This is a genomic window from Rhodococcus sp. IEGM 27 (assembly GCF_033142305.1).
GTDB lineage: Bacteria > Actinomycetota > Actinomycetes > Mycobacteriales > Mycobacteriaceae > Rhodococcus_F > Rhodococcus_F oxybenzonivorans.
On record NZ_JAWLSG010000004.1, the window covers coordinates 310,888 to 333,275 of the forward strand.

A 22,388-nucleotide genomic window follows, 5' to 3' on the forward strand; every position below is an offset into this window, starting at 1 on the left:
TCGCGTTGTCATTCGTATGTCCTGACCCGATCGACCTCCTCGTCTCGAAGGATGCGGGCCTCGGCTTGCTCAGGTTCCAGGGGCCACTGTGTTCCCCCGATCCCGTAACACTCGGCCGATCTCGGCGAGCGGTTCCTTGTCCGCCAGGGCGGCGTGGGTGGCGTCGACGTCGAACTCGATGACGTTCTCGCCGAGCCGGCCCCGCCACATCTGTGGAGGACGCGCATGAAGTTCGAGGTCTGCTGCCGCGGTGAAGAACTGGATCTCTCCGTCGTAGCGGCGCGGTTGGTGCCGGGCATCGAGGAGGCCGAGTCGGTCGATCACGTTCCCGAGTCGGCGGAGGGCGTCGGCGGTGAGGAAGCTCAGACCCGGATGCTCGTCGCCCAGTACCCGCGCCGCTTCCTCGTAGTCGATCCCGCCGTCCGTCAACCGGTCTGCCGGGACACCGAGTTCGACCAGCGCGTCACGGATCGACGGCTGCTCGCCGCGGATGTCGTCCCGTTCGTGGAATTCCGGCGGCAGGGTGTCGAGCATCGCGAGTGTCGCGACACTCTCGTTGTTTTCACTCAACTGGACGGCCATCTCGTGAGCGATGATGCCGCCCAGAGACCAGCCCAGCAGGTGGTAAGGACCGCGGGGTTGCACGGCCCGGACGGCCTCGACATAGGAGGCGGCAAACTCCGCGATGCTGTCGGGGACGGCGGCCGCCCCCGTGGCCTGGAGGCCGTAGAGGGGCCGGTCGCCGAGGTAGTCCGTGAGTCCTGCGTAGCACCAGGACATTCCGCTGGCCGGATGGACGCAGAAGAGGGGTGGGCCTTCCCCCGTTCCACCCAGCCGCACCAGGGTGTCGAGCACACTTTCGGACAGTTCGGGGCCGGCCTCGATCCGGGCGGCGAGTTGCTGCACGGTGGGGTCGGTGAAGACCCACTGGATCGGCACCTCGCGGCCGAGGCGGCGGCGTAGTTCACCGGCCACCGTTGCCGCACCCATCGACGTTCCGCCCAGGGTGAAGAAGTCCTCGTCGGCGGGCACGGTGTCGACGCCGAGCGCAGCGGCCATCGCGTCAGCCACGTCCTGCTCGACTCGTCCGGCCGGGAGGACGGCCGCTTCGGTGTCGAATGCCGGTGTCGGGAGGCCGTTCCGGTCCACCTTGCCCGACGGCATCACCGGCAACCGGTCCAGGACGGTGACAGCGGAGGGGACGAGGTGCCGGGGCAGCAGGCGACGCGCGTGGGCGCGCACCGCAGCCGAGGTGAGGTCGGTGTCGCCGCTGACGTAGGAAACCAGGACCGTGGCGTCGTCACCCGCGGTGTGGGGCACGGTGACGGCGGACTGGACATCGGGGTGACGGAGCAACGCCGAATCCACTTCGGCGGGTTCCACCCGGATCCCGGCGATCTGCACCTGCGCGTCGCCGCGGCCCAGGTACTCCAGTTCGCCGTCTGCGGTGCGCCGCACCAGGTCACCCGTGCGATACATCCGTTCGCCGGGTTTGCCATAGGGATGGGCCACGAATCGGGTTGCGGTGAGGTCGGTACGGCCGACGTAACCCCGTGCGACGCTGGTGCCGGCCAGGTACAGCTCCCCCACCACACCGTTCGGGACGGGATGCAGACGCGCGTCCAGCACGAGGGCGGCACCGCCATCGATCACGGTGCCGATGTTCACGCGGCCCGGGCCCAGCGGTCCGGCGAGCGACCCGAGGATGGTGAATTCGGTGGGCCCGTAGGCGTTGAAGAGTCGGTGCCGACGGGACCACCGTGAAGCCAGTTCGGTGGGCAGTGCTTCGCCGACGGCCACGACGGTACGCGGCGACAGCGTCTCGGCATCGAGGGTGGCCAGCACACTGGGTGTCGCAATGAGGTGGGTGATCTGTGCGTCGACGACCGTCTTCGCCAGTTCGTCTCCGGCATAACCGAATTCCGAGGACATCACCAGGGTTCCGCCGGAGGTCAGAGCGTAGAGCATTTCGAACAGCGATGCGTCGAAAGTGGGTGAGGCGAGTTGCAGCACGCGGATGTCCGATTCGGTGCCGAGAACCGGAGGCTGTGCGGCCACCACGTTCACCAGACCCCGATGCGGCACCACGACACCTTTCGGTTGTCCGGTGGATCCGGAAGTGTAGATGAGGTAGGCCGCGTGATCGGGTTCCGTCACCTGCGCGTATCCACGTCGACGGATCCGTCGATCCCCTCGGGCCGGTGTCTGCTCGTTCCACTGCGCATCGGACAGGTCGAGCCAGTCCACGGAGCCGGTCAGCGTAGAAGTGAGGTCGCCGACCGTCAGGCCGAGCACCGCCGCCGAATCGGTGATCATCCAGGCGACGCGTTCCTCGGGATGCGCCGGGTCCACCGACAGCCACGCCGCACCCGACTTCGTCACGGCCCACACGGCCAGCACCCAGTACCGGCCGCGGGGTGTCGCGATCACCACGACGTCTTCGGGTCCGACGCCCCGGTCGATCAGTTGTCCTGCCCAGCGTTCCGCTTCGGCGTCGAGTTCCGCGTAGGTCCACTGCAGGTCGCCGTCCACCACCGCGACCGCGTCCGGGGTCGCCCGCACCTGGGCCTCGAACACGTCGGCGAGCGTGCGGGGCGACGGTGTGCGCAACGGCCCGCGGACGAGCTCGTCGTACTCGGATTCGGTGAGAACTGGGAGGTCGCCGACCGGAATCGACGGGTTGTCGGCGACGGCGTCGAGGAGGCGACCGAAGCGTCCGGCGAGCCCGCGGGCGCTCGCCTCGTCGAACAGGTCCGTGGCGTACACCAGACGGAGTGTGAGCGCCTCCGCGGTGTCGACGACGTCCCACACGAGATCGAATTCGATTCGTGGTTCGTCGACGTCGACCGGTGCGGCGCCGGGCAGGCTTACGGGCTGCGACGGCACCCGCCGATAATTGAGGACCACCTGGAACAGCGGGTTGTGGGCAGGTGAACGCTGAGGCGCCACCCGCGCAACGACGTCGTCGAACGGGACGTCCGTGTGTGCGAACGCCTCCAGATCCACCGCGCGTACCCGGTCGAGCAGTTCCGCGAACGACAGGGCGGGCGGCACCTCGGTGCGCAGCGCCACGGTGCCTACGAACATGCCCACCAGCCGGTCCAGCAGGGGGTCGGGTCGTCCACCGACGGCGGTGCCCACCACGACATCGGGGTGGCCGCTCTCCCGCGCGAGCACTACGGCGAGCGCGGCATGCAACACCATGAAGACGGTGACGCCGTGGACACGAGCCAGAGCATGCAGCCGAGCGCGTAGTTCCTCGTCGACAACCCAGTCCACGCGGGAACCGTTGCGGCTGGGGTGGCGCGGCCGCGGGCGGTCCGTCGGCAGCGACAGCGGTGCGTCGACGCCGCCGAGAACACGTCCCCAGTAGTCGAGTTGAGTGTGCGCGACACTGCCGGGATCGGCGGCGTTCCCGAGGAAATCGCGCAGCCACAGGGTGTAGTCACCGTAGTCGACGGGAAGCGGATTCCACTGGGGTGCTGCACCTTCCACGCGCGCCCGGTAGGCCTCGGCGAGGTCGGCGAGCAACGGGTCCATCGAGCCGCCGTCGAGTGCGATGTGGTGCACTGCCGCGGCGACCATGTGGCCACCGGCAGGTTCTGCCCACATCCGCACGCGCAGGGGTGGTTCGTGTTCGAGGTCGAATCGTTGTCTGCCGAATTTCTGGAGGTCTGCGTCGCCCTCCTGCACGAGGCTGTCGAGGACGTGTGCGGTGGGAACGATCACCTGGTGCGGGCCGTCCGCGTCGGCGGGAAAGACGGTCCGCAGCACCGTGTGCCGCTCCACCACATCGGCGATCGCCGCCCGGAGAGCGGCCGGGTCCACGCCTGAGTCCAGCCGGGTACCGAACATCATGTGATGGACGGAAGCGTCGGGATCCACCTTGTTGAGGAGCCACATGCGTTGCTGCTGCGGGGAGAGGGGAACTCGGGTGTTCGGGTCCCGGCGCACGAGTGCCGGGCGCTGAGCTGCTCCGGTCGATCGCGTGTGGTCCAGCCAGTGCGCGAGTCCGGCGGCGGTCGGGTTCTCGAACAACGCCCGCCATGCCACGCTCACCCCGAACGCCGTGGAGAGCCGGCCGGCCACCGCGGTGGCGGAGAGCGAATCACCACCGAGGTCGAAGAAACTGTGGTTCGCGCCGGGCAGGTCGACTCCGAGGACATCGGCGAAAACACCTGCCACCAACTCTTCGGTGATGGTTCGCGGCGGCAGCACATCCACCGGCTGCGTGGCAGGAAGCTGCAGCGCGCGTACATCCAGTTTGCCGTTGGCGGTCAGCGGTAGGGACTCGACCACCACTATTCTCGACGGCACGAGGTACGCGGGCAGTTGTTCGGCCAGGCGCTCCGTCAACGACGCCGGGTTCAGGTCGGTGCCGGTGACGAAGGCGGTCAGTTCCCCGTCACGCAGAAGCACCGCGGCCTGCTCGACTCCGGTGAGTCGGAGCAGCCCGGCCTCGACCTCGGCGGGTTCGATCCGCATGCCCCGGACCTTCACCTGCCGGTCCACGCGGCCGACGAAGGACAACGTACCGTCTGCGCGGCGATGCACCAGGTCGCCGGTGCGGTAGCTGCGCGATCCATCTTCGGTGGCAATGAAGCTCGCCGCCGTGAGGCCGGCCTGGCCCAGGTATCCCCGGGCCAGGCCGGGACCCGAAAGGTACAGTTCGCCGATGCCGCCCACCGGTACCGGCTGCAGTCGGGGATCGAGCACGGTCGCCGTGGTGCCGGCGATGGGTGCGCCGATCGTCACGTTCCCGTCCACCTCGGCGAGCGTGGCCACCACGGTGGATTCGGTCGGCCCGTACGCGTTGAGCATCAGTCGCCCGGCACTCCACATTTCGGCCGATTCGGTGCGCAAGGCCTCACCACCCACCGCTACCACGCGCAGCGAGTCGAGCCCGTCGGGATCGAGGGTTGCGAGCACTGCGGGCGTGGAGAGGTAGTGGGTCACGTGCTGGTCCGACAGGAAGCGCTGCAACTCGGGGCCGGCGTACACGTCGGGCGGGGCGCACACCAGGCAGGCGCCCGACCCGAACGCCAGCAGCATCTCGAGGAGCGCCGCATCGAACGCGGGGTTATATCCGTGCAGTACGCGCGAGTCGGGCGTCACCCGGTAGCGCTGCACGACTTCGGCAGTCAGTGATGCGAGCCCGCTGTGGGTGACGGCCACGCCCTTCGGGGCTCCCGTGGACCCGGAGGTGTAGATGACGTAGGCCAGTCCCCGTGCGGAGTCCCGGTACGTCGCGGTGGCGGCGATTGCCCGGTTCGGGCTGGGCATGTAGGCGGCGCCTGTCTTGGTGACGGCCCATAACTCGGTGATGAAGTCGACGGATCGCGGCAGGTCGATCGGCAGCATCCAGCCGGGGCCGAAGCCCTCGGCAACCAGTTCGCGGGCGCGCGCGTCCGACTGCCGGTCGAGTTCGCGATACGTCAGCGTCCGGGTGCCGTCGGTGACCGCGGGGCTGTCGGGGTACGCGGCAGCGGTCGAGGTCAGGATTTCGGCGAGCGTGCGTTCCTCCGCGGCGGGCCCTCCTCCGAGCGGTTCCGCGCCGGTGAGCGCGATGTCGCCGGTGGCCACCTGTGGGTCGTCGGCGACAGCTTCGAGCACCCGGACGAGTTCTTCGGCCAGCGACTGAACGGTGGCGTGGTCGAACAGATCCTGTGCGTACGCCACGGCGCCTGTCATACCGGCGGGGTCGGCGCCGTCCCACTGCTCGGTGAGGGTGACGTGGAGATCGAATTTGACTGTCCCGGTGTCGACTTCCTGCGCCTGCACCTCGAGGCCGGACACCCGCACGGTGGGGGGCCGCAGGTTTTCCAGTGCCAGCGCGACCTGCGGAACACGGCCACCGAGAAGGTCGGCGATCACCTCGAACGGAACCTCGGCGGTGTCGAAGGCCTCCACGTCGAAGTCTCGTACCTGGGCCAGGAGACCGGTGAACGGCATGTCCGGCTCCACCTGCGCACGCAGGGCGAGGGTATTCACGAACATCCCCACCGCCGCGTCCAGCGCCGGGTCCCCGCGGCCGGCGACGGCGGTGGCGATGGTGATGTCACGCTGGTCGCCGAATCTGGCGAGCAGCACGGCGAGCGCGGCGTGCAGCACCATGAACGGAGTGGCCCGGTGCTCGTGCGCCAACCGGTGGACCGCCTGCTGCACCGGAGCCGGGACGGAGAACCGCACCAGCCCGGCCGTGTCCGTGGACGCGCTCGTACGGGGCCGGTCCACCGGGAACGGCGCGACCGATTCGGCATCTGCCAATGCGACCCGCCAGTGCTCGACGCCGCGGGCCGCATACGCACTGCTCAGCAGCTCTTCCTCCCAGAGCGCATAGTCGGCGTACTGCACGGCCGGCGGCTCCCACTCCGGTGCGGTACCCGCGCGGCGAGCCGCGTAGGCGGTGAGCACGTCGGCCACCAGCGGAGCGAGGGACCAGCCGTCGGCGGCAATGTGGTGCAGGACGATCACCAGCACGTGGACGTCAGGTGCGACTCGCAACAGTTGCACCCGCAGCGGTTGCTGGGCGGCGAGGGCGAATGGTGCGCGTGCAAGTCGCGTGACCGTGTCGGCCACATCGGAGGCGTCCACGTCACGAGGCGTGAGGTCCAGTGCCACGCCGGGCGTGATGTCCTGCCAGGGCGACTCCCCCGGCTCCGACGGATACCGGGTTCGCAGCACCTCGTGGCGGGCGGTCACGTCGCCGAGTGCGGTGGCCAGCGCCGTCACGTGCAGGTCACCTTCGAGCCGCACCGTGGCAGGAAGGTTGTAGGTGGCAGATTCCGGGTTCTGGCGGTTCCACACCCACATGCGGTATTGGCTCCGGGACAGCGGGATCCGGTCCGGGCGCGGCCGGGCTCCCAGTGCGGGGCGCAGGCCCTCCGCGGGCACCGACGTGTCGAGGGACCCGGCGAGCTCCGCGACGGTGGGATGGGCGAAGAGAGTGCGCAGCGGAACAGGAGCGCCGACCGCGTCGGTGAGCCGCGCCGCCAATTGTGTTGCAAGCAAGGAATTTCCGCCGGCATCGAAGAAGTGCGTTCCCCTGCCCGCCTCCTCGATCCCGAGAACGTCTGCGAACACGTCGGCGACCGTCCGCTCGGTGTCGGTGTTCGGCGGCTCGAGCTCACCGGACCCGAGGTCCGGGACGGGGAGCGCGCGGACGTTCAGCTTGCCGTTGATCAGCGGAGGCGGCGAGTCGAGCACCACGACAGAGGCCGGAACCAGATACGACGGCAACACTTCGGCGAGGCCTCGACGCAGGGCCACGGTATTCAGCTCGGTGCGCGGCAGGACGTACGACGTCAGGGTGTCGTGGCCGGTGGGCGTGGTGCGCACCACGGTGGCGGCGAAGTCCACGTCGACGAGCCCAGCGATGGCACTGTCGATCTCACCGGGTTCGATGCGTACGCCGCGCACCTTGACCTGAGCGTCGTTCCGGCCGAGGAATTGGAGTACATGGCGGTCACCGGCCGCCTTCCACCGCACGAGGTCACCGGTGCGGTACCGGCGGCGGCCGCCGGCGGAGGCCACGAACCTCTCGGCCGTCAGACCCGGTTGCCCGGCATAGCCACGGGCGAGGCCCGGGCCCTCGAGGTAGAGCTCGCCGGGCATCCCCACCGGAACCGGACGCAACCGCTCGTCGAGCACGACGACCTCGAAGCCCGGCACGGGCTCACCGATCGGTACGGACTCGCCCCGACTGAGGGGGCCGGTCGCGATCGCGTACATGGTCGCTTCGGCCGGTCCGTAACCGTTGACCATTCGGCGGCCGGGCGCCCACCGATCCACCAGGGCGGTGCCCAGACGTTCCCCGCCCAGCATGATCATCCGCAGGTGCGGCAACTCGCGCGAACCGATGGTGGCCAGCGCCGTCGGGGTGATGCAGGCGTGTGTGATGTGCTCCCGTTCCAGTAGATCGCCCAGTGCGGGCCCTGCGAACTCCGTGTCGGAGGCGACGACGAGGGTGGCCGCCGACGCACCCGCGACGAGGATCTCGAGCAACGCCATGTCGAAGCCGGCGGCCGCACGGTGCAGCATCCTGGACCCGGGGCCGGCGGCATAGCGCTGGGCGACGTCCATGTCGAGTGCGGCAAGGCCGGCGTGCGTCACCACCACTGCCTTGGGGGTGCCCGTGGTTCCGGAGGTGAACACCACGTACGCGGGCTGGTCCGGGTGGACGTGGGGGCGGACCATCGCACCCGCCGACGTGTCCGCGTGCGCGTGGGGTTCCACCCAGGTGATGTCCCCGCCGAGGGTCACCGAGCCCACGCCGAGAGTGGTTCCCGCCGCGGCGAGCATCGCGTGTATTCGCGCGCTCGGCAGATCGGGATCGACGAGTACGGGGGCCGCACCGGTTTTCGCGATCGCCCACAACCCCACCACGGACTCCACCGATCGCGGTACCGACCATGCCACCGTCGTGCCGGGACGGGCGCCCAGTGCGTGCAGCTCCCGTGCCAACCCCTCGGACTGCAGGTCGAGCTGCCGGTAGGTGACGGCGGTCTCGCCGTCCTGCACCGCGACTGCGCCGGGCGCCAGCACGGCCCCGCGGGTGAGGATGTGGTGCAGCGCGACCGGTGCGGGTGTGGCGGGGCCACGGGCTGGGGCGAGGGCTGCGCGCTCGGCGGGACTCGACAGGTCCACGTCGCCGACCCGCTGATCGGGGTCTGCGGTGACCGACCCGAGTAGCCGGACGAGCTGGCAGGCGAAACCGAGAATCGTCGAGCGGTCGAACAGCGCTGCGTCATACCCGAATTCGAGGTGCATGCGTGTACCCGGCGCTGCCTCGGTGGCGGTGAGCTGGAGGTCGAAGTTCGCGGGATGCGCTGTCGGCGTCATCGGTGTGACGTCGAGGCCGGGCAACGTGAAGTGTCCCGGGCGATGCCGCTGCATCGACAGCGCCACTTGGAACAGCGGATGGTGTGACGTCGAGCGGGCGGGATTGATCAGTTCCACCAGGGTCTCGAACGGCATGTCGGCGTGCGTGTATGCGGCGACGTCCTGGGTGTGAACGTGGGCCAAGATCTCGGCGAAGCTGGCGGAGGGATCGATCTGCGTGCGCAGCACCAGCGTTCCGGCGAACATGCCGACGACGTCGTCGAGTTGCGGGTCGGTGCGCCCGGCAACCGCGGTGCCGATCGGAACGTCCCGGCTGCCGCTGTACCTCGAGAGCAGCACGGCCAGCGCGGCATGCAACACCATGAACGTGGTTGCCCGTCCGGTACGCGCCAAGGCGGCGATGCCGTCGTGCAGGGCCTCGTCCAACTCCACGCTGTGGACGGCTCCACGGCCCGAGGGTGCCGCGGGACGGGGGTGGTCGAGGGGCAGGGTCACCTGTTCCGGCAGGTCGGCCAGCGTCTCGAGCCAGTACTCCCGGCCGGGGTCGTTCAGCATGGTGCGCTGCCACACGCTGTAGTCGCTGTACTGCACCGGCAGCGGCGGCCATTCCGGGCTGCGAGCCTCGAGCCGCGCACGGTAGGCGACGGCGGTGTCGCGGATCAGCGTGCCGAGCGACCAGGCGTCGGCGGCGATGTGGTGGACAACCAGCGCGAGCACGTGCGAATCGGCACCGACGCGATACACACGCCCGCGAACCGGCGGTGCGGCGGCGACGTCGAATCCGGTGTCGACGAGTGCCCGCACGTGGGCGTCGAGTGCGTCGGCGGGAATGGCGACGGGAGACAGGTCGAGGGGTACCGCATCGGCCGCGAGCAGCATCTGGTGCACCCCCTCGGCGTCGGACGGGTACACGGTGCGCAGGGTCTGGTGCCGCTCGAGCAGGTCCCGGGCCGCGGCCGCAAAGGCTGTGGTGTCCAGTTCGCCGTCGAGGCGGAGGAGGATCGGAATGTTGTATCCGGCTGCGTCGGTGTCGAATTGGTTGAGCACCCACATCCGCTGCTGCGCGGGCGAGAGCGGCACCCGGCCGTGCCACCGATCCGGCAGCAGGGCGGGTCGCCGACGCCCGGTATGCGCGAGGTCCTCCACGCGGGCTGCCAGTTCGGCCACGGAGGGTGCCTCGAAGAGGTCGCGCACCGTGATGTCCGTGTCGAAGACGGCACTCACCCGAGTCGCGGCCCGGGTGGCGATCAGCGAATTGCCACCCAGTTCGAACAGGCTGCGGCGGATGTCCACCTCGGGCGAGCCGAGCAGTTCGGCGAAGATGCCGGCGACCACTTCCTCGATCGGGCCGTGCGGCACCTGCCACTCGTCGGCGGTCACGTCCGGTTCGGGCAGTGCGCGCCGGTCGACTTTGCCGTTGTGCGTCAGGGGAATCGACGGCACCGCAATGATCGCTCCGGGCACCATGTACTCGGGCAGGAGTGCGCGTAGGTGCCGCGTGAGTGCGGCCGGCTCCGCGTCGGCCACCACGTACGCCACCAATTGTTCGCCGATGCTCGTGGAGCGCAACACAACTACCGCACCGTCGACGTCGTCGTGACGCAGAAGCGCCGCCTCGACCTCGCCGGGTTCGATGCGGTAGCCGTGGAACTCCACCTGCGCGTCGGCCCGGCCGACGTAGTCGAGTTCTCCGTCGGCACGCCGGCGGGCGAGGTCTCCCGTGCGGTACATGCCGTCACCGGGCGTGAAGGGGTCGGCCACGAACCGCTGGGCGGTCAGGCCCGGCCGGCCGAGATAGCCGCGGGACACCTGCGGGCCCGCGACGTACAGTTCGCCGACGGTTCCCGGTGGCACGGGCCGCAACGAGGTGTCCAATACGTACGTTCGCATTCCCGGGATGGCCCGGCCGAGCGAAGCCCTACCGTCGCCGACACCGAGATCGGTGTGGGTGACGTGCACGGTGGTTTCGGTGATTCCGAACATGTTGACGGCGCGAACCGACGGGTGCCGCGCGAGCCACGGTGACACCAGCGCGAGGTCGAGTGCCTCACCACCGAAGATCAGCAGTCGCACGGTGTCGGTCACGTCGTAGTCGGCCAGCTGGCCGAACGCGGACGGCGTCTGATTGAGCACCGTCACTCCCTCGCGGCTCAGCAGTTCTGCGAAGTCGCGCGGCGAACGGGCCACGTCGTGATCCACCAGCACCAGCCGCCCGCCGGTGGTGAGCGCTCCCCACATCTCCCACACCGAGAAGTCGAAGGCGTGGGAATGGAACATGGTCCACACGTCATCCGCGCCGAAGCCGAATTCCCGGCACGTATTCGCCAGCAGCCACAGCACATTGGCGTGGGACACCAGCACACCCTTGGGCTCTCCGGTGGAGCCGGAGGTGTAGATCAGGTAGGCGCCCTGCGCCTGTGAGTGGTTAAGGAGTCCCTGCACTCGCGAACCACTCACAGGCGCAGCCTCGAGGAGGACAACCGGGCACGACACCTCGGGCAGGTTCGCGGCGTCTGCGGCGGAGGTCAGCAGCACGGCGGGTGATGCGTCCGAGAGGAGGTAGCGCACGCGTTCGGCCGGGTAGTCGACGTCGACGGGGAGGTACACCCCGCCGGCGCGGACCACCGCGAGCAGCGCCGCGATGAGTTCCGCCGACCGCGACAGCGCCACGGCGACGACGTCTTCGGGCCCCACACCGGCCTCCGACAGGGCCGCGGCCAGTTCGGCGGACCGCCGGTCCAGGTCCCCGTAGCTCAGGGTGGTGTCGCCGTCGGTGACGGCGACGGCGTTCGGGTTCTCGGCGGCGCGCCGTGCGAAAAGTTCCGCCAGCGACTTCACCGTCGGTGCGACGCCTTCGGTGCCTCCGACGAGGGCCCTCTGCTCGTCCGCGGTCAGCACGTCGATGGCGCCTACGTCGATATGGGGTCGGTCGGCGACCGCACGCAGGATCCGCTGCAGTCGCTGCACCCACTGCTCGACGGTGTGCTGATCGAACAGTTCGGTGGGGAAGGTGAACACGCCGTCGAGGCCGGCGGGACTTCCTTCGGGTGTGCGCCGGTCTCGCAACGACACCTCGAGGTCGAAGCGGCTGATCCCGGTGCCTGCCTCGCGGCCCCGGACGACGAGGCCGGGCAGTTCCGGCAGCCGGTCTGCGCCGCCGTCTCCGAAATTCTCAAACGCCAGCATCACCTGGAACAACGGGTGGTGACCCGCTGACCGTGCCGGGGCGAGGGCGTCGACCACGAGGTCGAACGGCACCTCGGAGTGCGCGAACGCGGCGATGTCGGTCTCCCGCACGGACGCCAGCAGTTGCGCGAACGTCGAGCGCGCATCCACCCGGCTGCGCAGGGCAACGGTGCCGACGAACATCCCGACGACGTCGTCCAGCGCGGGGTCGGTGCGACCCGACGTGGGGGTTCCGACAGCGAAGTCGTCCGCCCCGGACAGCTTGGACAGCAACACGGCCAGCGCCGCGTGCATCACCATGAACAGGGTGGAGTTCTGTTGATGCGCCAGCTCTTCGAGTGCGCGGTGCAGTTCGGCAGGCACCGCGAACGGGGCGACACCGGCGGTTCCCTGCAGAGTGCCGGGACGTGTCCGGTCGGTGGGCAGCGGCAAAAGCGTGGGCATGTCCTGCAACGCCCCAGCCCAGTAGTCGAGCTCGCGGTGCACGAGGCTGTCTGGATCGGCGGGGTCGCCGAGCACCTCACGTTGCCATCGCGCGTAGTCGGTGTACTGCACGGGCAACGCCGGCCAGGAGGGCGCCTGCCGGTCGAGCCGGGCCTCGTACGCGGTGGTGAGGTCGCGGACCAACGGACCGAACGACAACCCGTCGACGGCTACGTGGTGCAGCACGACGGCCAGGGTGTAGCGCTCCGAAGCCCTTTCGAACAGGGCCAGGTGCACGGGCCGCTCGACCGCGAGGTCGAAGCCCTCGGCGGCGAGGAAGGCGATGGCGTCGTCCACGGCTTCTTCCGCGATGCAGACAGGTGTCAGCTCCACTTCAGCCGGGCGGACCGTCTGGACGACGCCGGCGTCGGTGACCGTGAACACGGTGCGTAGCGTGGCGTGCCGCTCGACGACATCGGTGAGCGCCCACCGCAGTGCGTCGACATCGAGTGCACCGTCGAGGTCGACAGCGAATGGCACGTTGTACGCGGCAGACCCCGGCGTGAGCTGGCCCAGCAGCCACAACCGTTGTTGCGCGAAGGCGGCCGGTGCCGGACCGTCGGTGTCGCGGGGCACGAGCGGCGGCCGCTCGTCCCCGCCCTCGGCAATCAGGGCGGCGAGGCCGGCGACGGTCGGCTGGTCGAACAGGTGACGCACCCCGACGCGCACTCCCGTCACCGACGACAGCCGCGACACCACCCGGGTGGCGGACAACGAGTTGCCGCCCAGAGCGAAGAAGTCGGTGTCGGCTCCCACCTCGGGCACACCGAGCACCTCGGCGACCGCGTCGGCCACCACCTGTTCGAGCGGGGTCTGCGGTGAACGCGTCGACGACGTCGGCAGTTCCGGGTCGGGAAGCGCGGACCGGTCGACCTTTCCGCTCACCGTCAAAGGCAACTGGTCGAGCACGGTGATGGATGCGGGCACGAGGTAGCGCGGCAGTCGCTCGGCGACGAAGGCGCGCAGTGCCGCCGGCTCCAGGGCACTGCCGCTGACGTACGACGCCAGTTCGCCGCGGCGCGTCACCGTCACCGCCGAGTGAACCCCTGGCGCTGAAGCGAGCACCGCATCGACTTCGCCGGGTTCTACGCGGAACCCACGGATCTTCACCTGGCTGTCGGCGCGTCCGACGAACTCGAGCTCGCCGAATCGGTTCCAGCGCACCAGGTCACCGGTCCGGTACATGCGTCCGCCGCCGTACGGGTCGGCCACGAAGGTGCCCGCGGTTGTACCCGGCCTGCCGACATATCCCTCGGCCAGACCGGGGCCCGAGAGGTACAGCTCCCCCACTACCCCGACGGGAACCGGCCGAAGTCGGGGATCCAAGACCACGGCCGACATGCCGTCGACGGGACCACCGATCGTGATGCGCGAGCTCGACAGTTCCGCCGCCGTCGCCCAGATCGTCGTTTCCGTGGGGCCGTAGAGATTCAGCACCCTGCGTCCGGTTGCCCACCGCGACACCAGTTCGGGCGGGCACACGTCCCCTGCCAGCGCGAGAACCTCGAGGGCGTCGAGTCCGCTCGGGTCGATCGTCGCCGGCACTGCCGGGGTCGATGTCCAATGACTGATCCGTTCGCGCCGCAGTAGCTCGCGCAGTTCGTCTCCGCCGAAGACGCCGGGTGGGGCGATCACCAGCACGGCGCCGGTGGTGAAGGCCAGGAGCATCTCGTGGATCGACGCATCGAACATCGGGGACGCTGCGTGCAGCACCCGCGACTGCGGGGTGGCCCCGTAGAAGCGGTGCAGGGCGGCGGCATGACCGGAGAGGCCGCGGTGGGTGACGACGACGCCCTTGGGGGTGCCGGTCGAGCCGGAGGTGTAGATCACGTAGGCGGGATGATCCACGGACAGCGGCCGAACCCGCTCGTCCTCGGACACCGGAATCGGATCAGCGCCGGCCCCGGCCAGGATCAGCGGAGTAATACCGCCGGGTACCAGCGAGGCGTCGAGTGTCAGCGCCGTGGTGACGCCCGCGTCGGCAAGAATCCGTGCGGTGCGTTCGGCCGGCTGGTCGACGTCGAGGGGCACGAATGCGGCACCGCTGCGCGCGATCGCCCACACCGCGATCACCGAGTCGAGCGAGCGCGGAATCATGATCGCGACCCGGTCACCGGGCCCGACACCGACGGCGATCAGGCGGCGGGCCCACCAGTTGGACCGGGCATCCAGCTCGCGGTAGGCCAGTTCCTCGTTGCCGCACCGGGCAGCGATCCCGGTCCGGTCAGCTGTCAACAGCTCCGGGAGCGTCTGTGCTGCTAGGGCTTTCGGGCCACGGGACGGCACCAGGGCGGCCGCCTCGGCGGGTGTCACCCACTCGAGGTCGCCCAGTGCCCGGGACGGATCCGCCACCACCGTGGACAGAATGTGGTGCAGCAGCTCCGACCACCGGACGACGGTGGAGGAGTCGAACAGCTCCGCCGGGTACACGAGGTCACCGGTGAGTCCGGCAGCTGCCCCGTCGTCGGCCCGCATTTCGCTCAGCGACAGTTCGAGGTCGTACCGGCTGACGGCGCTCTCGATACTGCGACGGCGGACGGCGACCTCGTCGAGTCGTAGCTCGGTTCCGCCGAAGTTCTGGTACGCGAGCATCACCTGGAACAGCGGGTGGTGGGTTGCCGACCGCACGGGAGCAACGGCGTCCACCACCTGATCGAACGGCAGGTCCGCGTGGGCGAACGCCTCGAGGTCGGTGTCGCGAACAGCCGCCAGGAATTCGGTGAACGTCTGTCGCTGATCGACGCGAGTGCGCAGCACTACCGTTCCGGCGAACATCCCCACCAGGTCGTCCAGCGCCGGGTCCGGTCGTCCGGAGGTCGGGGTGCCCACGGCGATGTCTTCGCTTCCGCTGAGCACGGCGAGCGTCAGCGCCAACGCGCTGTGCACCACCATGAAGGGAGTGACCCCGCAGCTACGGGCCACAGCGTCCACGGCGCCGTGCAACGCGGCGTCCACCGCGAACGCCACCCGTCCGGCAGTCCGGGTGGCCGCCGGCATCCGCGGGCGGTCGGTCGGCAGCTCGAGCAGCTCGGGAGTTCCCCGCAGTCGCTCGGACCAGTACGCGACGTCCGCCGGCGCCGTGGTGGCAGACACCGATCGCTGCCACTGCGCGAACCGCCCGTAGCCCACCGGCAGTTCCGGCCACCCCGGTTCGCGTCCGGCACGTCGTGCCACATACGCGGTCATCATGTCTCGGGTCAGCGGGCCGAACGACAGTCCGTCCACCGCGATGTGGTGCGCGGCGACGGCGACGGTGTAGCGCTCGGGTGCGCGTTCGAAGATCCGGATCCGTATGGGCACTTCGCGGGTGAGGTCGAATCCGTGGCTGCCCAGGGCCGCGAGTTCGTCGTCGAGCGTGCCGGGGGCAACGGCGATCGGCGACAGGTCCAGCTCGACCGGCCGCGCCACCTGCACCACACCGGATGCCGTGTCCTCGAACACCGAATGCAGCGGCTCATGCCGTCCGACCACGTCGCGGACGGCCAGGGCGAGAGCACCCACATCGACCGGTCCGTCGAGGTCGATCGCGAAGGGAACCACGTAGTCGGGTGAGCCGGGGTTCATTTGCTCGTGCAACCACAGCCTCTCCTGCGCGGGCGCGAGGGGTGAGGCACCTCGGTGTCCGGTGTGAGGTCCGTCGACGAGGGGCGGCAGAGCCGCGGTGGTGCGCGCGTCCTCCAGCCGGATCGCAAGTTGGGCGACGGTCGGTGCGTCGAACACATCGCGGACGCTGATCCGGCGGTTCAACACCGCCCTCAGTCGCGACACCAATCGGGTTGCGGTGAGCGAGCTTCCGCCGAGGGCGAAGAAATCGGCGTCCGCATCGATCGAGGGCAGACCCAGCACGTCGGCGACCACTCCGGCGACGAGCTCTTCGAGTTGCCCGCGCGGTGCCCGGGCGGGAACCGGCGCGAGTGTGGGTGCGGGCAGAGCGTTCCGGTCGAGCTTCCCGCTGCTGGTCAGGGGCACCTCGTCGAGCACGGTCACCGACGCGGGCACCATGTAGCCCGGCAGGCGTTCGCGCAGGAACTCCACCAGGGCCTGCGCATCGAGTTCTGCGCCGTGAACGTAGGAGGCGAGCACCGGTTCACCCGCGGCCGAGGTACGTACCACCGTTGCCGCGGTGTCGACACCGGGTGCGGACGCCAGCGCGGCGTCGACTTCGCCGAGTTCCACCCGGAATCCGCGGATCTTCACCTGGTCGTCGGTGCGGCCTGCGAATTCGAGCCGGTGGTCGCTGGTCCAGCGGACCATGTCACCGGTCCGGTACATCCGGGAGCCCGGACTTCCGTATGCGCTTGCTACGAACCGGCTTGCGGTCAAGGCGTATTTGCGGTGATAGCCGCGGGCCAGGCAGTCACCCGAAAGGTACAGCTCACCGACTGCGCCGACGGGTACCGGCCTCAGTCGATCGTCGAGCACCACGGCCGACGTTCCCGCGTAGGGCGTGCCGATGGTGATGCGGTCGCCGACGTGGAGCGGTTCTGCGCTGGTGCAGACGACGGTGGTTTCGGTGGGGCCGTAGCTGTTGAGGAGTACCCGGCCCGGTGCCCATCTGGTCACCAGTTCGGGTGGGCACGGCTCGCCGCAGACCTCGAGGACGCGGAGGTCGGCGAGGCTCTCCGGGTTCATCAGGCGCGGCACCGTGGGAGTGGTGAGGAAGTGGGTGACGCGTTCGCGGCGGAACAGTTCGGTGAGGTCGTCACCGTAGGTGTCGGGAGGCGCGATCACCACGGTGGCGCCGGCCGTGAAGGCCAGGAGTAGTTCTCCGACGGAGACGTCGAAGGACGGTGAGGCGACGTGCGCCACCCGGGAGTCGCGTCCGAGGTTGCGGTACTCGGCGTTTGCCGCCACGAGGGCGGCGAGTCCACGGTGAGTTACCGTGACGCCCTTCGGCATTCCGGTGGAGCCGGAGGTGTAGACGACGTAAGCGGGATGGTCGAGGTGCAGCGCGCGGGTGCGGTGCCGGTCGTCGATCGCGGCGCTCTCGCCCGTGAGATCCGCTGTGCCGATCCAGTCGATACCGTCCGGAACCACCGATGCATCCCGCGCGAGCGCCACGTCGACTCCGGAGTCGCGGAGCATGTGCGTGATGCGCTGGGCAGGGTAGCCGGGGTCTATCGGCACGAACGCGGCACCGGATTTCGCGACGGCCCACATGGCCACGACGGATTCGACGGATCGGGGCACCATCACCGCCACCAGATCTTCCGGCCCGATGCCCCGCGCAATCAGTCTGTGGGCCAAGCGGTTCGAACGCTGCTCGAGTTCCGGGTAGGTCATGTCGTTGCCGTGGAACCGCAGTGCGACGCCGTCGGGGTTGAGCCCGTCGTGCAGGAGTTGCGGCAAGGTTCGCGCGGGAACCAAGGCGCCGCCGGACGCGGGCACGAGTGCCGCCCGGTCGGCCGGACCGAGGAGGTCGATGTCACTTACCGGACGGCCCGGGTCGCTCGCGACGGCGGCCAGGATCGTCTCGAGTTGCCCCGCCCACCGGTTCACGGTGCCGTCGTCGAACAGTTCACGCGGGTACGTCATGACACCGCGCAGACCGCCCGGATCGCCGTCGCCGGCCGGGAGTTCGTCCACGGTGATGTCGAGATCGAAGGCGCGGACGTGCGGTTCCTGTTCCCGCACACGGGCCGTGACCCCGTCGAGCTGGATCTCCGGGCCGATCGAATTCTGGTAGGCCAGCATCACCTGGAACAGCGGGTGTGCGTCTGTGGTCCGGGTGGAGAGCACCTCCTGTACCACCGAGTCGAACGACACGTCGGCGTTGGTGAAGGCTTCGAGGTCGGCGCTGCGGACGGTGCGCAGTAGGTCGGTGAAAGTCGCGCCTGCCGCTACCGGGGTGCGTAGTACCACCGTGCCCACGAACATGCCGACGATGCCGTCCAGCGCGGGGTCGGGGCGTCCGCCGGTGGCGGTGCCGACCGCGATGTCCTCGGTTCCGGTCAGCCCGCGCAGCAGTACGGCGAGCGCGGCGTGCAGCACCATGAACACCGTGACGTCGTGGTCGCGCGCGAGGGCGAGCAGGCGCCGGTGCAGCTCGGGGTCGACCCGGAACTCGGCGCTTCCGGCGGTGAGACTCTGTGCGGACGGCGGCCGGGGACGATCCAGGGGCAGCGGGAGCACCTCGGGCAGGCCACGCAAAGTCTCTGCCCAGTAGTCGAGTTGGCGGCGGACGAGGCTGGCGGGGTCGTCCGGATCACCGAGAATGTCTTGCTGCCACCACGCGTAGTCGGTGTACTGCAGCGGCAACGGCTCCCACACCGGCGCTTGCCCTCGACGACGGTCGGCGTACGCGGCCGAGACATCCCGGACGAAGAGCGGAAGGGACAGCCCGTCGATTGCGATGTGGTGCACCACTACCGACATCGTGTACTGATCGGGGGCTACTCGGCGCAGCCGCATCCGGATCGGCACCTCGCGCGTGAGGTCGAACACGGCGGCGGTTTCTGCATCCGTCAGCTCGACATCCGCGCTGCGCACCACCTGTCGTGGGCCGGCCCCGTCATCGGGAAACACGGTCCGCAGCGCCGGATGCCGCTGCACCACATCACCGACCGCGGCACGAAATGCAGCGGCATCCAGATCGCCGGAGAGGTCTACGGAGAACGTCACCACGTACGGGTCGCGCTCGGGGTTCTGCTGATTCACCAGCCACAGGCGTCGCTGTTCCGCGGACAGCGGCGCCGCTGTGTCCACGGCCCGCGGCACCAGCGGTGGTCGCGACCCGGTGTCGGGCGCGCCGAGGTGAGCGGCTAGGGCTTCCGCGGTCGGGTGGTCGAAGATGTCGCGCACCGTGACCCGGCGGCCCAGCACGGCGCTCGACCGCGAGGCGAGACGCGCTGCGCCCAGGGAGTTTCCACCCAATGCGAAGAAGTCGGCATCGATACCGACGGTGGCCAGTCCCGTTTCCGAGGCGAATGCTCCGACGAGAAGTTCCTCGATCGGTGACCGCGGTGCGCGATCACCGGTCCCGCGCGGTGACGGGGTGGGCAGTGCGGCCTTGTCCACCTTGCCTGCCGGTGTCAGCGGCACCGAATCGAGCACGGTGATCGACGACGGAACGAGGTGGTCCGGCAACCGTTGCGCGAGATAGTCGCGCATCCGTGCGGGCTCGAGGTTCCGCCCGTGCACGTAGGTCGCCAGTTGCGGGCCGCTCACACCCGGGGCAGCGACGGTCACCGACAGGTCCAGACCGGGATACGTCCGCAGCACGGCGTCGATCTCGCCGGGCTCTACTCGGTGACCGCGGATTTTCACCTGGTCGTCGGCGCGACCGATGAACTCGAGCGTCAGGTCGGGGGTCCAGCGCACCAGGTCACCGGTGCAGTACAGGCGCCCGTCTCCGTAGGGATTGGCGACGAATCGGGTGGCGCTGCGCCCCGGTTCTCCCAGGTATCCGCGCGCGACCCCGGGCCCGGACAGGTACAACTCCCCTACTGCGCCGACTGGTAACGGCCGCAACCCGGTATCGAGCACCAGCGCGGATACACCCTCGATGGGGGCACCGATCGTGACGACGTCGCCGGGTGCGAGTGACGGTGTTGCCGTGGACCACACGGTGGCCTCGGTGGGCCCGTAGAGATTGAGCAGCGTCCGGCCGGGGGCCCATCGCGTGAGCACTTCGGGTGGGCATACGTCGCCCGCTACGGCCACGACCTGTAAGTCCTCGAGCCCGTCGGGGTCTGTGACGGCCGGTACGGCGGGAGTCACCGTCCAGTGCGTGATTCGCTCCCGGCGCAGCAACGCGGTCAGCTCGTCGCCGCCGTACACGTCTGCCGGGGCGATCACCAAGGTGGCGCCGGCGGTGAAGGCCGACAGCAATTCGTGGATGGACGCGTCGAAACTCGGCGACGCGAATGCGAGTACCCGCGATTCCGGAGTTACCCGATAGAGCCTGCGCAGTGCTGCCGCATGGCTCGACAGTCCGCGATGAGTGACCACCACACCCTTGGGAGTTCCGGTCGATCCGGACGTATAAATCACGTACGCCGGGTGATCGACGTGCAACGGACGTACACGGTCTGCGTCCGTGATCGGCGCGGCGGAGCCGTCACCGTCAAGCAAGGACATCCACTCGACGCGGTCCGGTACGACCTCAGAATCCACGGCGAGCGCGAGGGTGACCTTACTGTCGGCCAGCATATGCGCAACCCGTTCGGCCGGATAACCGGGATCGATGGGGACGAAAGCCGCACCCGCCTTCGCGACCGCCCACAACCCGACGATCGATTCGACGGAACGGGACGCGATCACCGCGACTCGATCTTCGGGCCCGACTCCTCGTTCGATCAGCCTGCGCCCCAGCCGGTTCGACGACTCATCGAGTGTGAGATATGTCACATCCGTTTCCCCGCAGCGGATTGCGGGGTGGGTCGCGTGCTCCGGCACGCTCAGCAGGGCGGCGAGGGTCGTCGGTTCGGCGGCGATGGGCCCCGAGGCCGGCACGAGGGCTCCGCGCTCGGCTTCGTCGAGAATTTCGAGGTCGATGACTGGGCGATCGGCCCCGGCTCCGACGAAGTCGGCGAGGAAGGCCACGAATCGCTCGAGAAGCCGTTCTACCTCGCCCTGTTCGTACAGGGCGGGGTTGGCTTCGAAGCAGACACGCGGTGGGCCGCCGCCGACTCCGGGGTAGATGTCGACGGCGAGATCATCGACCGGTCCAGCGGAAAGGAGGTGCATCTCGCCTACTTCGTCACCGAGGGTGACGTCGTGCAGGAATGCCATGATGTTGACCACCGGCCCGAACGCAGCACGCGACTGGAGCTCGAGCCCCAGGTCGCGCAGCATGTCTTCGTATCGATACCGCTGGTGCCGCAATGCTCCGGTGAGTTCGAGCTGCACCCGGCGCACCACATTCTCGGTGTCATCTTCTGCACCGATTGCTACGCGCACCGGGACGAGGTTGGACACCATGCCCGCCGATCGGCGCATGGCCGCGGTGGTGCGCCCGGACACCGGAAGGCTCAACACAATGTCGGTGTTGCCGGTCATCCGAGCCAGAAATGCCGCGAATGCGGCGACCACGATCGGCACTTCGGACGAGTTGGATCGGCGCGCGAGTTCGCCCATGAGATCGGTCGATTCAGGCGTGAGAGAACGGCTGGCAATCCGGGAGACTGCGGCGGGAGGAGCCTCACGACGAGTCAGCCGCGACGGCGAGGGCAGCTCGGTCAGCCGCTTTGCCCAGTGTTCCCGGTCGACGGCCGCCCTACTCGAACCTTCGTAGGCAATTTCTGCGTCGAATATGTCGCGCACACCGAGCGCCCGCGGCTCCGGTGGTTCCGTCCCGCGCACTGCGTGGGTGTACAGCTCCGCGATGCGCTCGACCACAGTCATCGCGCCGTACCCGTCGACGATCAGGTGATGCGCGAACGTGTTCCAGTAGAAGTGGCTTTCACCGAGATGCAGGAGTGTCGACGCGATCATCAAATCGGCGGTCGGGTCGAGCCGGCGGCTGTATCGCTCGGTCATCCACCGCTGGGCCTCGGCCTCAGGATCCGCGGATCCCCGCAGGTCGAGGTAGCTGAGGGCGTTGGGGATCGAAGGGTCGAACGATTGCGAGGGCACCCCGCCACGCTCGACGATGTGGATGAATGGAGATTGCAGTTCGCGCGCCGCACGGGTGGTCGCGTCGGTCAACGCATCGACGTCCACCGGCCCACGAACCTCGACATACAGCGCCACGTTCAAAGGGACGTCCGGGTCGAGTTGCTGGGCGAACCAGAGCCCCTGCTGGGCACGCGAAAGAGGGAAGGCACTCACAAGCGCCACCCCCTTGTCAGCGATGCGCCGCATCGAGCCGTCACCCCGTCACCGAACCCCATCTATTTCTTTCGCCACCGGCTCCCGTGGCACGCCTTCCCGTTATC

1 protein-coding gene is annotated in these 22,388 nt (G+C 69.1%); it reads right to left on the reverse strand.

The window, feature by feature from the left end; translation table 11 throughout:
- Positions 1–69 precede the first annotated feature (69 nt).
- Positions 70–22,314 carry a non-ribosomal peptide synthase/polyketide synthase gene (locus R4P95_RS16315; protein ID WP_317745951.1) on the reverse strand — a complete coding sequence of 7,415 codons (22,245 nt, stop codon included), beginning with the start codon at positions 22,312–22,314 and terminating at the stop codon, positions 70–72.
- Positions 22,315–22,388 lie beyond the last annotated feature (74 nt).

Bases quoted from the DNA above. Each gene is read 5' to 3' on its own strand.
- R4P95_RS16315 (WP_317745951.1), bottom strand. From the start codon at position 22,314: ATGCGGCGCATCGCTGACAAGGGGGTGGCGCTTGTGAGTGCCTTCCCT.